General features: G+C 70.8%; 14 protein-coding genes and 1 tRNA gene. 3 read left to right on the forward strand and 12 right to left on the reverse strand.

Annotation, left to right across the window (positions count from 1 at the left end):
• Window positions 1–35: 35 nt before the first annotated feature.
• From ACVN90_RS00115 to ACVN90_RS00130, 4 genes are read right to left on the reverse strand one after another with little or no spacing between them, the layout of a single operon-like run.
• Window positions 36–1430: an FtsW/RodA/SpoVE family cell cycle protein gene (locus ACVN90_RS00115; RefSeq protein WP_475100136.1), complete on the reverse strand. Its 1395-nt coding sequence runs from the start codon at window positions 1428–1430 to the stop codon at window positions 36–38.
• On the reverse strand, window positions 1427–2665 hold the full coding sequence (locus ACVN90_RS00120; RefSeq protein ID WP_475100137.1) for a PP2C family protein-serine/threonine phosphatase: 1239 nt from the start codon (window positions 2663–2665) through the stop codon (window positions 1427–1429). The genes ACVN90_RS00115 and ACVN90_RS00120 overlap by 4 nt, the downstream gene beginning before the upstream one ends.
• An 18-nt stretch (window positions 2666–2683) precedes the next feature.
• Complete coding sequence (locus tag ACVN90_RS00125; RefSeq protein ID WP_475100138.1) at window positions 2684–3226, reverse strand: FHA domain-containing protein FhaB/FipA; 543 nt, start codon at window positions 3224–3226, stop codon at window positions 2684–2686.
• On the reverse strand, window positions 3223–3966 hold the full coding sequence (locus ACVN90_RS00130; RefSeq protein ID WP_475100139.1) for an FhaA domain-containing protein: 744 nt from the start codon (window positions 3964–3966) through the stop codon (window positions 3223–3225). The genes ACVN90_RS00125 and ACVN90_RS00130 overlap by 4 nt, the downstream gene beginning before the upstream one ends.
• Before the next feature lie 157 nt (window positions 3967–4123).
• Here ACVN90_RS00130 and ACVN90_RS00135 point away from each other — a divergent pair.
• Window positions 4124–4207, forward strand: a tRNA-Leu gene (locus ACVN90_RS00135).
• A 56-nt stretch (window positions 4208–4263) separates the two neighbouring features.
• Here the strand turns inward: ACVN90_RS00135 and ACVN90_RS00140 are convergent.
• Both ACVN90_RS00140 and ACVN90_RS00145 read right to left on the reverse strand, forming a co-directional pair.
• Window positions 4264–4755 (reverse strand): GNAT family N-acetyltransferase, encoded by a 492-nt coding sequence (locus ACVN90_RS00140; protein WP_475100140.1) that lies wholly within the window; start codon window positions 4753–4755, stop codon window positions 4264–4266.
• Window positions 4756–4798: 43 nt separating this feature from the next.
• Entirely contained in the window at window positions 4799–5431 is a 633-nt protein-coding gene (locus ACVN90_RS00145) for a GntR family transcriptional regulator (protein WP_475100141.1), read from the reverse strand.
• Window positions 5432–5816: 385 nt separating this feature from the next.
• On the opposite strand from ACVN90_RS00145, the gene ACVN90_RS00150 reads away from it, so the two are divergent.
• Window positions 5817–6023: a cold-shock protein gene (locus ACVN90_RS00150; RefSeq protein WP_229384785.1), complete on the forward strand. Its 207-nt coding sequence runs from the start codon at window positions 5817–5819 to the stop codon at window positions 6021–6023.
• Between the two features lie 92 nt (window positions 6024–6115).
• On the opposite strand, the gene ACVN90_RS00155 is transcribed toward ACVN90_RS00150, so the two are convergent.
• From ACVN90_RS00155 to nucS, 6 genes are all read right to left on the reverse strand, one after another.
• Window positions 6116–8230 carry a bifunctional lysylphosphatidylglycerol flippase/synthetase MprF gene (locus ACVN90_RS00155; protein WP_475100142.1) on the reverse strand — a complete coding sequence of 705 codons (2115 nt, stop codon included), beginning with the start codon at window positions 8228–8230 and terminating at the stop codon, window positions 6116–6118.
• A gap of 52 nt (window positions 8231–8282) precedes the next feature.
• Window positions 8283–9554, reverse strand: a complete 1272-nt coding sequence (locus tag ACVN90_RS00160) for a hypothetical protein (protein WP_475100143.1) — start codon at window positions 9552–9554, stop codon at window positions 8283–8285.
• Window positions 9547–10266: an HAD hydrolase-like protein gene (locus ACVN90_RS00165; protein WP_387142574.1), complete on the reverse strand. Its 720-nt coding sequence runs from the start codon at window positions 10264–10266 to the stop codon at window positions 9547–9549. Before ACVN90_RS00165 ends, ACVN90_RS00160 begins: the two co-directional genes overlap by 8 nt.
• Before the next feature lie 10 nt (window positions 10267–10276).
• Window positions 10277–10795, reverse strand: coding sequence for a MarR family winged helix-turn-helix transcriptional regulator (locus tag ACVN90_RS00170; protein ID WP_475100144.1), 519 nt, complete (start codon window positions 10793–10795; stop codon window positions 10277–10279).
• 32 nt (window positions 10796–10827) lie between these two features.
• Window positions 10828–13764: a glycosyl hydrolase gene (locus ACVN90_RS00175; RefSeq protein WP_475100145.1), complete on the reverse strand. Its 2937-nt coding sequence runs from the start codon at window positions 13762–13764 to the stop codon at window positions 10828–10830.
• Window positions 13765–13870: 106 nt separating this feature from the next.
• The gene (nucS, locus tag ACVN90_RS00180; RefSeq protein ID WP_475100146.1) at window positions 13871–14566 is read right to left on the reverse strand and encodes an endonuclease NucS; all 696 of its coding nucleotides are present in this window, start codon (window positions 14564–14566) and stop codon (window positions 13871–13873) included.
• 139 nt (window positions 14567–14705) lie between these two features.
• Between nucS and ACVN90_RS00185 the strand changes: the two genes are divergently transcribed.
• Window positions 14706–16028, forward strand: a complete 1323-nt coding sequence (locus ACVN90_RS00185) for a MinD/ParA family ATP-binding protein (protein WP_475100147.1) — start codon at window positions 14706–14708, stop codon at window positions 16026–16028.
• The last annotated feature ends 22 nt before the right edge of the window (window positions 16029–16050 follow it).

Consider the following 16050-nt stretch of genomic DNA (forward strand, 5'->3'; position numbering starts at 1 on the left):
GGCTCCCGCTCTTCACGGCGTACTCATTCGTCATGTCAGCCGATCACCACCCGGGGCCGGCTGCGGACGGCGTCGGAGATGCGCAGCAGCAGGGCCACGATGATCCAGTTCGCGACGAGTGACGAACCACCCGCAGCGAGGAACGGCGTGGTGAGGCCCGTGAGCGGGATGAGGCGCGTGACGCCGCCGACCATGATGAACACCTGCAGTGCGATCGTGAACGACAGGCCCGTCGCGAGGAGCTTGCCGAAGTCGTCCTGGCCGGCGAGGCCGATGCGGATGCCGCGGCTCGTGAACACCATGTACAGGCACAGGATCGCGAAGACGCCGATGAGCCCGAGCTCCTCCCCGAGCGCCGGGAGGATGTAGTCGCTCTCGGCGACGGGCGTGAGGTACGGCCGCCCCTGGCCGAGCCCGGTGCCCAGGAGGCCGCCGTTCGCCATGCCGAAGATGCCGTTGACGAGCTGGTAGCTGGAGTTGTCCATCAGCTCGGGGTTGAACGCGTCGAGCCAGTTGTTGAAGCGCGCACCGACGTACGGCAGGATCCGCGACGCGAGGAACGCGCCCGACACCGCGAGCACGACGCCGATGAGCACCCAGCTGGTCTTGCCCGTGGCGACATAGAGCATCGCGACGAACATGCCGAAGATGAGCACACCGGTGCCGAGGTCGCGCTGCAGCACGATGATGCCGAGCGACACGAGCCAGATCACGAGCAGGGGCCCGAGTTCGCGGGCGCGGGGCCAGGTCATGCCGAGGAACCGCGTGCCCGTCGACGTCAGGCTCTCGCGCGTGCGGACGAGATACCCGGCGAAGAAGATGCCGAGCGCGATCTTCGCGAGCTCGCCGGGCTGGAACGTGAAGAAGCCGAGGTCGATCCACACGTCGGCGTTGCCGCCACCAGAGAGTCCCGGGATCACCGGCAGGATCAGCAGCACGATGCCCACGAATCCGAAGATGTACGTGTACCGGAACAGCACGCGGTAGTTCTTGAGGAACATCACCACGAGGATCGCCGCGACCAGGGCGATCGCCGCCCACGCGAGCTGCCGCGTCGAGAACGCGTCCCATCCGTGGCGCTCCCAGTACAGGTCGAGCCGGTAGATCATCGCGAGGCCGAGCCCGGTGAGGAGGGTTGCGATCGGGACGACGAACGGATCGGCGGCGCGGGCGCGCAGGCGCAGCAGGATGTGCAGCGCGATCACCAGTGCGGTGAGGCCGCCGCAGTAGACGAGGAACGTCCAGTCGATGAAGTCCTGTGCCCCGAGCTGCACGAGCGCGATGGCCGAGCCGTTGATCGCGAACGCGAATATCAGCAGGGCCAGCTCGCGGTTGCGCTGGGTCTGCGGCACACGGATGCGGCGCAGGGCCCGCACCACCGCGGTGTCGGTCGAGACCGCGTCGGTGGGCGTGCTCGTGGATGCGTTCATCCGCCGCCTCCCGCCAGGTCGCTGATTCCCGACACGATCTGCCGCGCGTGCGACAGCGAGTTCGCCGAGATGGTCTGCTCCACCGTCGCACGCGCGAAGTTCGAGAGCGAATCGAGCGGGATCCCGGTGTCTTCGTACGGGGTCGACAGAGAGATCGGCCCGATGCCCTGCTGCACGCCCTGGTAGATGACGACGGTGTCTTCGTCGGCGCCGACGTAGTACCGCGTCTGCGTCCACTGGTAGCCGATCCACGTCGCGCCCGCGATGATCACGAGCACGAGCGCGACGCCCGCGATCCACCCGATGCGGCGTCGGCGCGCGCGGCGGCGGTCCTCTTCGATGAGCTCCTCGAGGAACTCCGGCGCCGGTTCGAAATGTGTCGGCTCGTTCGCCGCCTGGCGGTTCGGGTGCAGCCAGCTCGAGCGGCGCGGCGCGGCGGCGGGCACCTCGATGCCCACCGGGTTCGAGGCCGAGCCCACGATGGTGGGTGTTCCCGAGAAGAGCGGATGCTGTCCGCCGACGTCGACGATGACGATCGTGACGTTGTCGGGGGCGCCGCCGTCGAGCGCCTGCTTGAGCAGGTTGTCGGCGGTGCGCCCGGGAGCGAGACCCAGCCCGAGCGCCTTGGACGTGTGCGGGTCGTCGACCACGCCCGACAGGCCGTCGGAGCACAGCAGCCAGCGGTCGCCGGGCTGCGTCGGCATGATGAACGTGTCGAGCTCGGGGTCGGTGTCCATGTCGCCGAGCACGCGCATCAGCACCGATCGACGCGGGTGGTAGCGCGCCTCCTCGGGCGTGATGCGGCCCGAGTCGACGAGGCGCTGCACGAACGTGTGGTCGGTGGTGATCTGGGTCAGGGCGCCGTCGCGGAACAGATAGATGCGCGAGTCGCCGATGTGGGCGATCACGGCGTAGTCGTCCACCATGATCAGGGCGCTGACCGTGGTGCCCATGCCGGCCAGCTCCGGGCGGGCGCCGACCGTGTCGATGAGGTCGACCGCGGCGTCCGAGATCGCGTCGCGCAGCGCCCGCTCCGCCTCCGCGGTGGAGTCGAAGGGCCGGTCGAGCCCCTCCAGGCGCGAGATCGCGAGGCTCGACGCGACGTCGCCGCCGGCGTGGCCGCCCATGCCGTCGGCGACGACGAACAGATTCGAGCCGGCGTACCCGGAATCCTGGTTGTTGGAGCGCACCTTGCCGGTGTGCGAGATCGCGGCGCTCGAGCCCTGGAAGACCATGTGCGAGGGGTCCGCCCGCTACTTCCGCAGCTCGAACGTCGTCGCGCCGACCTTGATCGGGGCGCCGAGGTTCACGGGGACCGGGGCTGTCACACGGGCACCGTCGTGCCACGTGCCGTTCGTCGAGTCGAGATCCTGGATCATCCACTGGTCGCCCCACAGCACCAGGCGTGCGTGGTGGCTCGACGTGTAGTCGTCGCGGACGACGAGGCCCGACTCGCTCGAGCGACCGATCGTGAGCGGCTCGTTCCCCAGCGGGAGCTCGAGCCCGGTCTTCGGTCCGCTCGTGATCACGATGCGCGACGCGGTGGCGGTCGTTGCGGGTCCGCTGGGCTTCGCCACCGGGGCGGCGGCCGCCGGAGCGACGGGTGCGGTGACGGACGAGGCGGCGCCGGCAGCGGATGCCCCGGGCGCGGCCGCTGCGGCGGTCGCAGCATCCGGCATCCGTCTCACCTTCACGCCGAAGAGGTCGGCGCGCAGCGAATACACGACGGCGAAGACGAACGCCCACAGCAGCACCAGGAACCCGATGCGCAGCAGCAGCAGGGTGAGCTCGCTCATGCCAGCGGGCCCCTCTCCTGCGCGTCGAACGCCCGGGTGGCATCGTCGACGGATGCTGCGGGCCGCTGCGCGCTCGCCTGCGCGACGACGCGGAACACGATGTCGGTGCGGCCGATGCGCACGGTGGAGTCGGGCGGGAGCGCCGCCTCGGTCACCTTGCGGCCGTCGAGCATCGTGCCGTTGGTCGAGCCGAGGTCGCGCACCATGGCGCGCTCGCCGTCCCACAGGATCTCGACGTGCTTGCGGCTGGTGCCCGAGTCGGCGACCGTGATGTCGGCGTCGCTGCCGCGGCCGATGACCGTGCGCGACTTCGTCAGCGGGATGCGGCGCCCTTCGACGTCCACGACGCCGCGCCACGAGACGCGGCCGCCCTGGGCGGTCGACGACTCGACGCGGAGGGTTCCGGTCGAGAGCTCCTCGTCGCGGCGGATGGCGATCGTCACGGGGCCCGCGAACGAGTACCCCTGGGCCTTGGCGTGGGCGTGTACGAGAGTGTCGAGCTCGTGCAGCAGCGCGTCGCCGAGCGCCGAGATGCGGTCGTCGTCGGCGGGTGACAGGCGCACCGTGAACGTGTTCGGCGCGAGGATGCGGTCGCGGCTGACGACTGCCGCCTTCTTGTCGAGTTCGCTGCGCAGGGCGGAGGCGATCTCGACAGGCTGGATGCCGCTGCGGAAGGTCTTGGCGAACGCGCTGTTGACTGCGCGCTCCAGACCTTTCTCGAAGCTGTCAAGTAGTCCCACGGAGCTCCTCTAGAGGGGGGTGCCGGTTGCTACATGCTAATTGCACACGCTGTACCCGTCATGGATCGCGCCCCCGACCAGGTGAGTTCGGAAGGGGCCGCGACGCATGATATCCTCGGGAAGTTGAGTTTCGCGGGATCTTCGGATTCCGCGGCTCGCGCGAGTGGCGGAATAGGCAGACGCGCTGGCTTCAGGTGCCAGTGCCCGAAAGGGCGTGGGGGTTCAACTCCCCCCTCGCGCACAGCGCAGAAGAGGACTCCCGAGGGGGTCCTCTTCTTCGTCTGCGCCGATTGCGGCTCAGGCGCCGTCGAGCGCGGGCGGGAGCGTGAAGACGATCTCCTCGATCTCGCGGCCCACACCGGGGGCGTAATCGACGTTGCGCGACACCTCGGTGAAGCCGACCTTTGTGAGCACGGCGATCGAGGCGGCGTTGTGGGCGGCGACGCGGGCGAAGAGCGGGCGGATGGGCTCGCGCGAGATCAGATGGCGCAGCGCCGCGGTCGCGACGCCCCGACCCCACGCGTGGCGCGCGATCCAGTAGGTGACCTCGCGGTCGCCGTCGACGGTGAAGGATGCCGCGGTCCCGGCGAAGCCGCCGTTCTCGGTGACCACGAAGGAGAGCACGTCGGTCGTCGCGAACTGCCGCGCGATCCACGCGTCGAACGCGGCGCGGTCGTCGGGATCCTCGGCGGTGAACGCGGCCATCCCGATCGCCTCGCGGTCGCGCATCATCTCGAAGATGGCGTCGAGGTCGTCTTCGTCGACGGGTCGCAGCTCGATGTGGTGCACGGTCTCACGGTAGCCGCGGCCTCCGTCACCGAGAAAGAGCGGATCAGTTCAGGCCGTGGATGCTGCGGAGCAGCGATTCGGCACGGTCGGCGTCTCGGGCGGCGAAGGCGGCGCGGAACTCCTCGTACGCGGCGGTGCGGCCGATGGGGCACTCGATGAACGGTCGCCATCCGACCATGTCACGACGGATCGCGAACTCGTACTCGCGGACGAACTGCCGGAGGGCGAAGTTGCCGCTCGCGCGGGTGACCACGGAGAAGAAGGAGTGGCTGGCCACGGCCAGGGCCTCGGCGTCGTCCGCGCGGGACGCCGTGATCACGTCGTCGAGCCGTTCCAGGGCGATTTCGAGGCCGTCGGCGTCGGCCCGTGCCGACGCCATGCGCACCGCGAGCCCCATGTTGAAGGCGACGAGCTCGACCGTGTCGTTCTGCTGGTTGGGGTGGGATACCCGCGTATAGCGGTGCGGCGACACCTCGACCAGGCCGGCGCGCTCCAGGCGCTGCAGCGCCTCGCGCACCGGCGTGCGCGAGACTCCCAGCCATTCGGCCAGCTCCTGGTCGCGCAGCCGCTCTCCCGGCGCAAGGCGGCCGTCGAGAATGGCTTCGCCCAGGCGCGCGTACACCTCGTCTCCGAGGACGGCGCGGCTCGGCTCGAGCGGGACGAAGGGGGCGGTCATGAGTGGCACCAGTGTACGCCGGAGGATTCACCTGCATAGACCCTCTTGAGCGGGCCTTCAGGAGGCCCGTGAGCGGGCCGCCGGACCGCGCCGGAAGATGCGGAAACACTGAGGATCCGGCCTCGCTCTTGCGCTGATATATCGGTACGATGTTGCGTGTCCACGTTATGACGTGGCCTATCCGGGGGGATCCGTCGACGCCCGGGCTTTCGAGCGAAGCTCAGCCCGGGCGGACGATGGCCCCTGGAATCACGGCGCTCGGTCCATCGGTTGCTCTGCAACATTTGTGTCACCTTCGCAACTGGGTCTCGCCGCGCGCCCGCCTCTTCACTACGTTGGAGGCAATCGTCGCAATCGCGGCGAGATCAACGAAGAACGGCAAGTAATGAGCACGCAGGGCACCGTCAAGTGGTTCAACTCGGAGAAGGGATTCGGCTTCATCGCCCCCGATGAAGGCGGCGCAGACGTCTTCGCGCACTACAGCGCAATCCAGTCGGGTGGATACCGCTCCCTCGAGGAGAACCAGCGCGTCGAGTTCGAGATCGCGCAGGGACCCAAGGGCCTCCAGGCCGAGAACATCCGCCCGATCTGATCGGCGGACCGATCGCTTCACGCGGTCGAAGCCGCGGTATCCCAGTGGTGGGTGCCGCGGCTTCGTCGCGCGCGCGGGACTCGAATCGCAGGTCAATCCCGGTCACCGCGGACGAGCTCCAGACCCGCTCCGGCGAACTGACGCAGCGTCGCGTCGGGCAGGAACGCCCGCGTGAGCGCTCCGCCGATGCGGGTGAGGTCGCTCTCGTCGCGGAACAGCAGGTACATGGTCTCGTACCGCGGGTGGAACTTCTCCTTGAAGCGGTGCAGCGATCGGAATCCGTATACCGGTTCGAGCGCGTCGGCGAGCTTGTCGCTGAGCACGGCGATCATGCCGGCGTCCGGCGGGTAATCGTGGGCGAGGGGCGCCCCCGACAGTGACATGATCTGGGCGCCCTCGTCGGAGAACAGCCTCGCCGACGAGCCGATCAGGAACTCCATCACGGGGCCGAAGCCGCCCTCGCGCCGGCGCATCAGGTCCAGGGTCCATCCCCGTACGACTGCTTCTTCGCCTCCGCGGCCCTCCCCGCCGCCCCGGGGGCCGGGACCGTAGACCGGCAGCCACGACAGGAACCCGTCGACGTCGCCGTTCGGTGCGAGCGCCAGGGCGAGGCGCACCTCCGGGTCCTCCGCCTCGACGAGCGTGCCGAGCGTGAACCCCATCTCGGGAAGGCCCTTGTCGCCGACCCACATCTCCGAGATCGCGCGCAGCTGCTGCTGCACGCCCCACGACTCCTCCTTGAGGTGGGTCATGCGGAACGTCATCTCCTCGCGCCCCGCCCGGTTGAGCGAGGAGCGCACCGAGTTCCACCGCTTGCCGGTGAACTCGAGGCCGGGGAGGTCCACGATCGTGTCGTCGGCGACGACCAGGCTGCGCCACGACGCCGGCACCGCGGCCCGGGTGGCCTCATCGGCGCTGAAGAAGCACGGGATCAGTCCTGCCCGCTCGGCATCGTGGATGAACTCCTGCACGGATGCTGCGCGCGACGCCTCGGGACCGATGGGGTCCGCGAGGGCCAGCGCCACTCCCGCGCGGCGCTGGTAAGCGACGATGCTGTCGGTCGTCCGCGTGTAGGAGTTCCCCTCCCAGGTCGTCATCCACGAGAGCGTTCCGCCGCCGTGGGCGTGCAGCATCCGTTTCACGTCCTCGATGCCGGGAGCGGGCTGCCGACCGATGCGCGACCGGCGCCGCGCGCGGAAGGCGTGACGCACCCAGATCAGGTAGATGAGCATGAGCAGCCACATCGCGCCGCTCGCGAGGGACAGTTCGGTCTCGCCGTCGATCGTCGCCTCGACTTGAGCCTCGGAGGCGATGATGATGACCGCGGCGACCAGCAGTGCGGTCAGGATGTTGAAGACCGCGAGGATGACGGCGAGCACCCAGGACCAGCGGCGCCCGCGGCGGAGCCCGTTCGCGATGATCAGGATGATCACGACGTCGATCAGGAAGTCCCAGAATCCGCCCGAAGCGGGTTCGGTCGGTCCGAACGGGCCGTCGGTCGGCACCAGGATCGTGATGACCTCGACCGCACCGAGCACGAGCACCGAGATGAAGGCGATGAGCCGCTGCTCGCGCATCGTGGTGTGCTGGACGCGCAGCGACCGGTCGACGAACAGCACGAGCAGCACGGCGAGCAGGTGCTCGAGGTCGGCGAGCGTGCCCCAGAAGATCATCGCGATGAACACGAAGCCGAGCAGCACGAGCCACGCGCGCACGCGCCAGGGGCTCCGCAGCAGCCCGACAGCCGCCGCGATGCACGCGAACGTGCCGCCGGACGGGCCGACGTCCAGTGCCGCGGCCTGGGCCTGCGCCCAGTCCCACGACGCGATCGCGGAGCACCCCCACAGCACGAGAGCCGTCGCGAAGATCGCGAACAGCTGGCCGACCCAGTAGTAGGCGAGGGCCACGCGCCAGCCGCGCCGGAACTCCAGGTACGCCATGCCGACGAAGCTCGCGATCGTGAACGCGTACACCCACGGCGCGTTGACGAAGAACGTGCCGGTGAACGGCGTCCACCATCGCCCCGCCTCGAAGGCGGGCAGTCCGTACGCGACCGCGTCGAAGAGGTCGGAATCCTCGAACGGCCGCCACAGTCCCTGCCACACGACACCCGCGACGAGGATCAGCGCGATCATCGTGAGTGTCGCCGGAATCCGCCCCACCCCGGCGAGCACGCGGTTCGGTCTCTGAGTCGCCCCGTCGCTCATGGGGATCACGATAGCGGTGGGGCTTCCCGCTGTCCGTTATCCGAGCGGGCCCTTATCCGAGCGGGCCCGTCTGGCGCGCGAAGTCCGAGAGGGCCTTGGCGTCCTCGGCGTCGCGCATCGCGCGGCGGGCGGCATCGAGCGCGGCCACAGGATCCTGCGCCTGGCGGGCCCGGGCGAGCTCGCGCTGGGCCGAGAGCAGTCGCGCCCGCGCATCGGCTCCGGCACGGGAACGGGACACTGATGCCTCGGCCTGCGCCAGTGCGCCGCGCGCGGCGGCGAGGGTGCCGGGGAGGGCGGTGCGCGCGCCGCGCAGGCGCTGCTGCGCGGCGCGGGCGTCGCCGAGGGCGAGGTCGAGCCGGCTGCGCAGGCGCGCGATGGCCTCGACCGTGCGGGTGGGGCGGCGGGCAGCATCCGTCTCGATGCGGTTCAGCTCGCTGTCGATGGAGTGCAGCTCCGCGCCGAGCCGTGCGGCGTCCGCAGCGTCGAGGTGCTCCCGCGTGACGGAGGCCTGGCGCAGCGCGGTGCGCGCCGACGCGATCTCGTCGGGCACGGCCTGCGCCGCCTGCAGCACGAGACGGTGCGTCTCTTCGAGGTTGCGGGCGTCAGCCTCCGCCTGGCGGAGCGCCCGTTCGGCGGCGGCGAGGTCGGGGAGGGCGCTGAGCGACGGATCGGCGGCGCGGGTCGCGGCGGCGTCGAGGTGGCGTTCGGCGGCGGACACCCCGGACAACGCGGCGTGCGCCGAGCGTGAGGCATCCCGCCATTCCTCCTCGGCGAAGCGGGACGAGAGTTCTGCGACGAGCGCGGCCGGGTCGCCCATCGACGCGTGCAGCTCACCGAGGCGGCGGCGGGCGGCGTCGATCTGGCCGGCCGCCGACACGTTCGCGGTGACCCACGCGCCGTGCTCCCGGCGGGCGGCGGCGACGGTCGCGAGCGCCTCGGCCGCGCGGCGCTCGATGCGCGCTGCGACGCGGTGGACCTCGTGGGGGGCGACGGCGGGATCGCTGATCGCGCGGTAGTCCTCGAAGGCGTCGTCACGCACGTGCTGCGCCGTGAGGCGTGCCCGCCGCAGCGACGCCGGGGCGTCGCCGCCGTAGAGGGCGCCCGAGAGGCCGACTTCGAGGTCGAGCTCAGCGACCTCGTCGTCGAGCTTCACGAGCGTGGCGCCGGCCTTCGCTCTCTCCTGCTCGGCCCCGGCGCGGGCACGGGGCGAGCGCCGCGCGCGACGGACGGCCCACGCGATCACGGCGACGGCGATCGCCGTGACGCCGAACACGACCAGGGCCGGCAAAATCCACCCCAGGATCGTGGCGGCGAGCTCAGGCATCGGCGACGCCGGCGGTCGCGGCCGCACCCTCGTCGGCGTGCTCGCCGAACAGCAGGAGCGCACGGAGCTGGTCGACGTCGTCGACGACCGCCTGCGCACCCTCGGACTCGTGCGGCCAGCTGAAGCCCCACCGCACGAAGATCACCGGCACGCCCTGGGCCGCGCCGCCGTCGACGTCGTGGTGCCGATCGCCGACGAGCACCGGGCGGCTCGTGTCGACGCCCGCGGCGGCGAGGCGTCGCAGCGCTTCGGCGACGATGTCGGACTTCGCGCTGAGGGTCTTCTCGTCCGGCGTCGCGCCGACGATCGCGGTGAGCGAGGTCGACAGGTCGAAGTGGTCCATGAGGGCGACGACCTGCACCTCGGGCTTCGAACTCGCGGTGGCCTGAGGGATGCCGGCGGCCGCGACATCCGTGATCAGCTCACCCACTCCGGGGAAGAGCTTGGCGCCCGTCGTGTACCCGTCCGCCTTGCCGAGCGTGCGGTAGAACGCGACGGCCTCGGCCGACTGCTCGGGCGTCATGCCGACGTTCACCTGGAACGACTCGTACATCGGCGGGCCGATCCAGTGCACGAGCTCCGCCCGGGTCGGCGGACGCTTGCCGAAGTGCTCGAGGGCGATCGTGAGGCGACGGAGGATGCCGTCGGACGCGTCGACGATCGTTCCGTCGACGTCCCACAGCACACAGGTCCACGGCGATCGGGTCGGCATAGGGACCAGCCTATGCGGAGGCGGCCCTCCGCTCCGAGACGGAGCGGTGCACGCGGGCGAGGCGCGCCATCATGCGCCGCAGATCCTCGATCTCGGCGGGGGACCAGTCGGCGAGCAGGGTCCTCATGTTGGACTCGGCCGTCGACATGATGCGCTCGCCGATGCGCCGGCCTTCATCGGTGAGCGCGACGAGAACTCCGCGGTGATCGTCGGGCGCGGCGACGCGCACCACCAGCCCGGTGCTCACGAGTCGTCCGACGATCTTGCTCATGTTCGTCGCGGTCTGCCCGAGCGCGAGCGACAGATCGACCGGCCGCATGGCGCCGTTGTACGACAGCTGGTTGACGACGAGGAACATGCCCATGTCGTCCACGGGGAACGACACCCGCGCCATGACGTCGCGCCGCACCCCGGTGCTGTCGGCCCAGTGCACGATCGAGGCGAGCGACAGCCGGAGGTCGAGCGGGTCGGGCGCGATGACGGGGCTCAGGTCTGCGGAGGCGTCGCTGTCGACGTCGCCTCTGGCCATCGGCTCTCCTTCCTCTCGCTCGGCGTCCGCCGTCACTCCTCGCGCAGCAGCCGCACCGGGCCGAGAAGCCCGTACTCGCGCACGATCGCGTGCTGCGTGCGCCCCTGGCCGGTGAGCTCCGCCCCGATGTCGCGGATGCCGTCATAGTATCCGCGGGCGCGAAGCCGGTTGTTGAGCGAGCTCGAGACGCGCACCGTGATCGCGTTATCGCCGGGACGGATGCTGCCGCTCACGTCGACGACCGGGTGCGCCGTGTCGAATCCACGCTCCGGGCCGTCGCCGACGCGCACCGACCCGAGGCCGCCCCCGGTCGAGCCGAGATCGAGGATGTATCGCGCGTCGTCCGCGACCTCGGGGACGGAGAGGATGGCGGTGTACTCGCCGACGCCGGAGACATCGGGGCCGACCGAGGCGATCTCCGACCAGGGGGCGAGCTCGATGTCGCCGGCGTCGAGACGGGTGACGGCCGTCGTCGGGCGCACCTCGCGCGAGACGTAGCCGAGGCCGCGGTCCTCCTCGATCACCTCGGGCTCGCCCGCGTCCCAGCTCTCGACCACGAGGCGCCACGCGTCGGCCCGGGCGACCTCGGCGACGGCCGGCGCGATCGAGTCCGCAGCATCCGTCGTCCTGTCGAGCACCACGATCGCGACCTCGCCGGGTGCGAGCGTGAGCTCGACCACCGTGCGGTCGCCGTCGCGGCGCGCGCCGCGGTGGGGGCGCAGCTCGCCGGTCCAGGCGTCGAGCCGATGCGCGGCGCCGGCGCCTTCGAGCATGACCCGCACCGTCGTGGGCTCGGTCGTCTCGTAGAGGAAGTGGTACGCATACAGCACGGTGAGGCCGTCGTCCTCGCGCAGGTGCGTGAGAACGTGCGGGTCGTCGGTCTCGAACCGCGCGCGTCCGCCTGCCGCCAGTTCGTCGAGGGCCGCGACCACGCCCGAGGGGGCCGCGACGCGGACCCGCGGCATCCGTCGCAGTTCCGCCATCGTCGCGGCGAGCTCCTCGTCGCGACCGTCGAGCCCCGGGGTGCGTGCCGCCGCCGTCCCATGGGTGATGTGGCGGCCATCACTCAGCGACTGCACCTCGCGGGCGCCGTCGACGATCACCAGGCGCAGGCCGCGCTGCGCCCAGGCGAGCAGGTGCGCGGCGACGTCGGGGTCCAGGGTCTCCTGGTACACGACGAGCGCGCGATAGCCCGGGCCGCCCGGTTGCACCTGGTCGCCGTCGAACGCGACGTCGTCGCGCAGCAGCAGCGAGCCGTCGAAGAACTCGTAGGTGATGCCGGCGTCCTGCATGCCGAGGTCCTGCCACCAGAAGTTGTCGCGGTCGCGCATCCACATCGTGCCGTAGGCGACCTCGTCGGGGATGCGCTCGCCGTCGGAGCCCGAGAGCGAGAGTCCGACGAGGTTGTCCGTGAAATGGTCGGTGCGGAGGATTCCGACGTCGATGCGCGGGCGGCCGCGCCGCAGCGCGTACTGCAGTCGCCCGATCGCCGCCGTCCAGAGGGGGTAGAACTCGGACCCGGGCTGGCGTGTGTCGAAGCGCTCGGAGAACATCGGCCACATGCCCTCGTGACCCGGCCACTCGGTCACGCCCTCGGCGCCGGCAGGGCTCGCCCAGCCGTGCAGCACGGTCTTCGTGATGCCGGCCGCGAGCTGCGTCGCGATGATCTGGTCGTAGAAGCGGTGGTCGAGCATGTGGTTGCGGGTGGTCGCGCCGGTTTCGGACGAGTACTGCTTGCCGAAGAGGTGCGCGGGCCCGGCGAGCAGCCGGTAGGCGTCGATCTGCGCGCCGAACTCGAGCGACTCGGTCTCGATCCCGTCGACCTCAGGGCCGGGGCGGGTCAGCTCGAATGGCAGGCCATAGCTGATCTCGGCCCGCAGCGTCATGCCGACGCCGTGCAGGAACTCCGCGAAGGGCCGCAGCATGTTCTCGATGTACAGGTCGGTGAAGGTGACGACGAGATCGTGGCGCACCTTGTCGACCGTGATGCGATCGCCGTCGTCGGCGGGCTGGTGGTGGTAGACCGTCGACACCGCCATGAAGGGCACGTCGCGCGTCAGGAACGGCAGCCACGGCACCACGTCGTAGCCCCGGCGCGCGCGGAACTCGTCGACGACGGTGTGGCCCCAGAACAGCCCGCCGGCGCCGAAGGTCGACAGCTCCAGCGAGTCCATGTACATCTGCGCGCGAGGGTTCTGCGCGATCTGCGCCCGCAGCCCGGGCGTGAGCACGACCTCGTCCCAGTACGCGATCACGGCGTCGACGCCGTCGCGGTCGAGGTAGTTGACGGTGTAGTTGACCGACGCCGAGGGCTCCGCGGTCTGGCCGGTCCCGTGCAGCCAGTAGCAGAAGACCCGCCAGTCGTCGCCGGCGTCCGGGGCCGTCCACTCCAGGGTGTCTTCGGTGACGGATGCTGTGAGCTCGGTGAGCGACGAGGCATCGAGCACGCCCGCCTCGGCGTCGATCACGCGGGCCGCGACGACGGCGACGAGGTGCTGGTCGCGGATCGTTCCGCGATCGCCCGGGAGGTGGCGTGCGGCGGCCGGCGCCGCGAGATCGATCCGGGGGAGCGGACCGGAGCGGCGCTCGCCGGGGGCGAGCGTCTCGGACGCCACGTCGAGCTCCTGCGCGGCGGCGCGGTCGTCGGGCGTGATCGTGGGGAGGTTGGCGTTGGACCAGTTGGTGCCCGAGGTGAAGCTCACCGACATGCCGCGGCTCGTGGTCTCCTCGACCACGACCTGCGAGTCGTGCACCCACTCCTCCGAACCCCAGCCGTAGCGCGCGTGGTCGATCGCGCCCTCGTCCATGGCGAGGAACTCCATGCCGCCGAAGCCGAGGCGATGGGCGTCGGCGATCTCGCGCCGGAGCGTCGCGTCGCTGTGGAGGCCCTCGGCGAGCCACCAGCGCAGCTCGGGGCGGTATTCGATGGCGGGTTCGGCGATCGCGCGCCGGAAGTCGTCGAGCGTCATTGCTGCAGCATCCGTTCGAATCAAGAACTGTCTCGGCGACAGTATGTACTGTCACCAAGACACGACACAAGACCCCGTCGAACGTCGGGGAGTCTGTCGGGGTCGCCTAGAACAGGCGCGGGGCGCCGGACTCGATGCCCTTCATGCCCTCGTAGTCGAGGGTGACGCAACGGATGCCGCGATCCGCGGCGAGCACCTTGGCCTGGGGCTTGATCTCCTGCGCGGCGAAGACCCCCGTCACCGGGGCGAGGTGCGGGTCGCGGCCGAGGAGCTCGAGGTAGCGCGTCAGCTGCTCGACGCCGTCGATGTCGCCGCGGCGCTTCACCTCGACGGCGATCGTGCCGCCCTCGGGGTCGCGCAGCAGGAGGTCGACCGGACCGATCGCGGTCGGGAACTCGCGGCGCACGAGCGTCAGGTTCTCGCCGATGACGTCGACCTGCTCGGCGAGGAGTCGCTGGAGGTCGGCTTCGACGCCGTCCTTCTGCAGTCCCGGGTCGATGCCGAGCTCGTGCGAAGAGTCGTGGATGACCTCGTAGATGCGCACCAGCAGTGCGTCGCCGGTCTTGGCGTGCGTCACGCGCCAGTGCTCGAGCACGCCGGCGGACGCCGACTCCTCGTCGGGCAGCTCGACGTCGAGCCGGCATGGCGGGCTCATCCAGTTGAGCGGCTTGTACGAGCCGCCGTCGGAATGCACCAGCAGCGAGCCGTCGCCCTTGTGGACGAGCAGGCGGGTGGCGAGGGGAAGGTGGGCGTTGAGCCGCCCGGTGTAGTCGACGGAGCAGCGGGCGATGACAAGACGCACCCGAAGAGCCTAGCCTCCCGCATCAGCTTGCCCGCAGGCTGGTCGGATAGCCTTTCCCCTCGTTGCGCGCGCAGTCGTGCGTCCGTGCGACCCCCAGACCCCGGCTCCCCACGCCGCCCCTTCGTCCGGAGAAGAACCGATGAACTCTCGTCAGCCCGACGCGACCGTCCACATCCTGTCCAGCACCGTCGCCGAGCTCCACGTCGGCAGCGACGTGGCGGAGGTCGTCGCCCCCGACAGCCTCGCGCTGCGCGACCGCGTGGTGGAGGAGATCCGCCAGCTCGCGGCATCCGCCGGCGAACCGGCCCACGCGACGCTCGTCGAGGGCGCGTCCCGCTGGCCCCTCGTGGTGCATCCCGACGGCACCTTCGACGAGGCGCTGGAGGAGGCGGCGGTCGACACGACGGCGGTGCCGGTCGTGGCCGCGGTGCCCGCTGCTGCTCCGGCCCCGGTGTCGGCCCTTCCGGTCACAGCCCCCACGCCGGTGCCCGCGGTGCCGTCGGCCGCCCCGGTCGCCGAAGACCCTGCGCGCCCGACCGTGCAGGACCTGCTCGATTCGCGCACCGGCGGCGGCCGCCCCCGCGCCACGACGGGCTGGCAGGGCGCGGTGCGCCGCGCGACCGGCGGCCTCATCTCTCCCGCTCCCGGTCGTGTCGAGCGGTCGCGCCTGGACCGTGAGAAGCGCGTTCAGCGTCGCCTCGACGCCCCGCGAACGATCGTCGTGCTCAACCCGAAGGGCGGCGCGCACAAGACGACGAGCACCCTGCTGCTCGCCGCCACGTTCGGGACGCTGCGCGGCGGGGCGACCCTCGCGTGGGACAACAACGAGACCCGTGGCACGCTCGGCTGGCGCGCACAGCACGCCCCGCACCACCGCACCGCGGTCGACCTCCTCGAGGACCTCGACGAGGCCTCGAACTTCCGTGGGTCGAGCCTCGCGGCGCTCGACCACTACGTCCGCACGCAGGTCGACGCGCGCTTCGACGTGCTCGCCTCGGATGAGGATGCCGCGGCCTCCTCGACGATCGACGCGGCCGCGTTCGACCGCCTCCACGCGCTGCTGCGCCGCTACTACCGTCTGATGATCGTCGACACCGGCAACAACATGCGCGCGTCGAACTGGGTCGCGGCCGTCGCCGCCGCGGACCAGCTCGTGATCGTGTCGACGGTCCGCGAAGACACGGCGGCCAGCGCTGCGTGGCTGCTCGACGGCCTGCGCGAGAAGGGCTTCGGCCGCAAGATCGACGAGGCCGTGACCGTGCTCACGGCGCCGTCCTCGCGCCCCGACCGCAAGCTCGAAGCGCGCCTCTCGCAGCACTTCGAGCAGGTGACGTCGGCCGTCGTGAACGCGCCGTTCGATCCGTCGCTCGTCGACGGCGGACCCATCGACTTCGACGCGCTCTCGCCCGAGACCCGCGACGCGTGGCTCACTGTCGCAGCGACCGTGGCCGACCGGCTCTGACCTGACCTGATCCGGGTCCGGC

This window comes from Microbacterium sp. F01, from assembly GCF_056156365.1.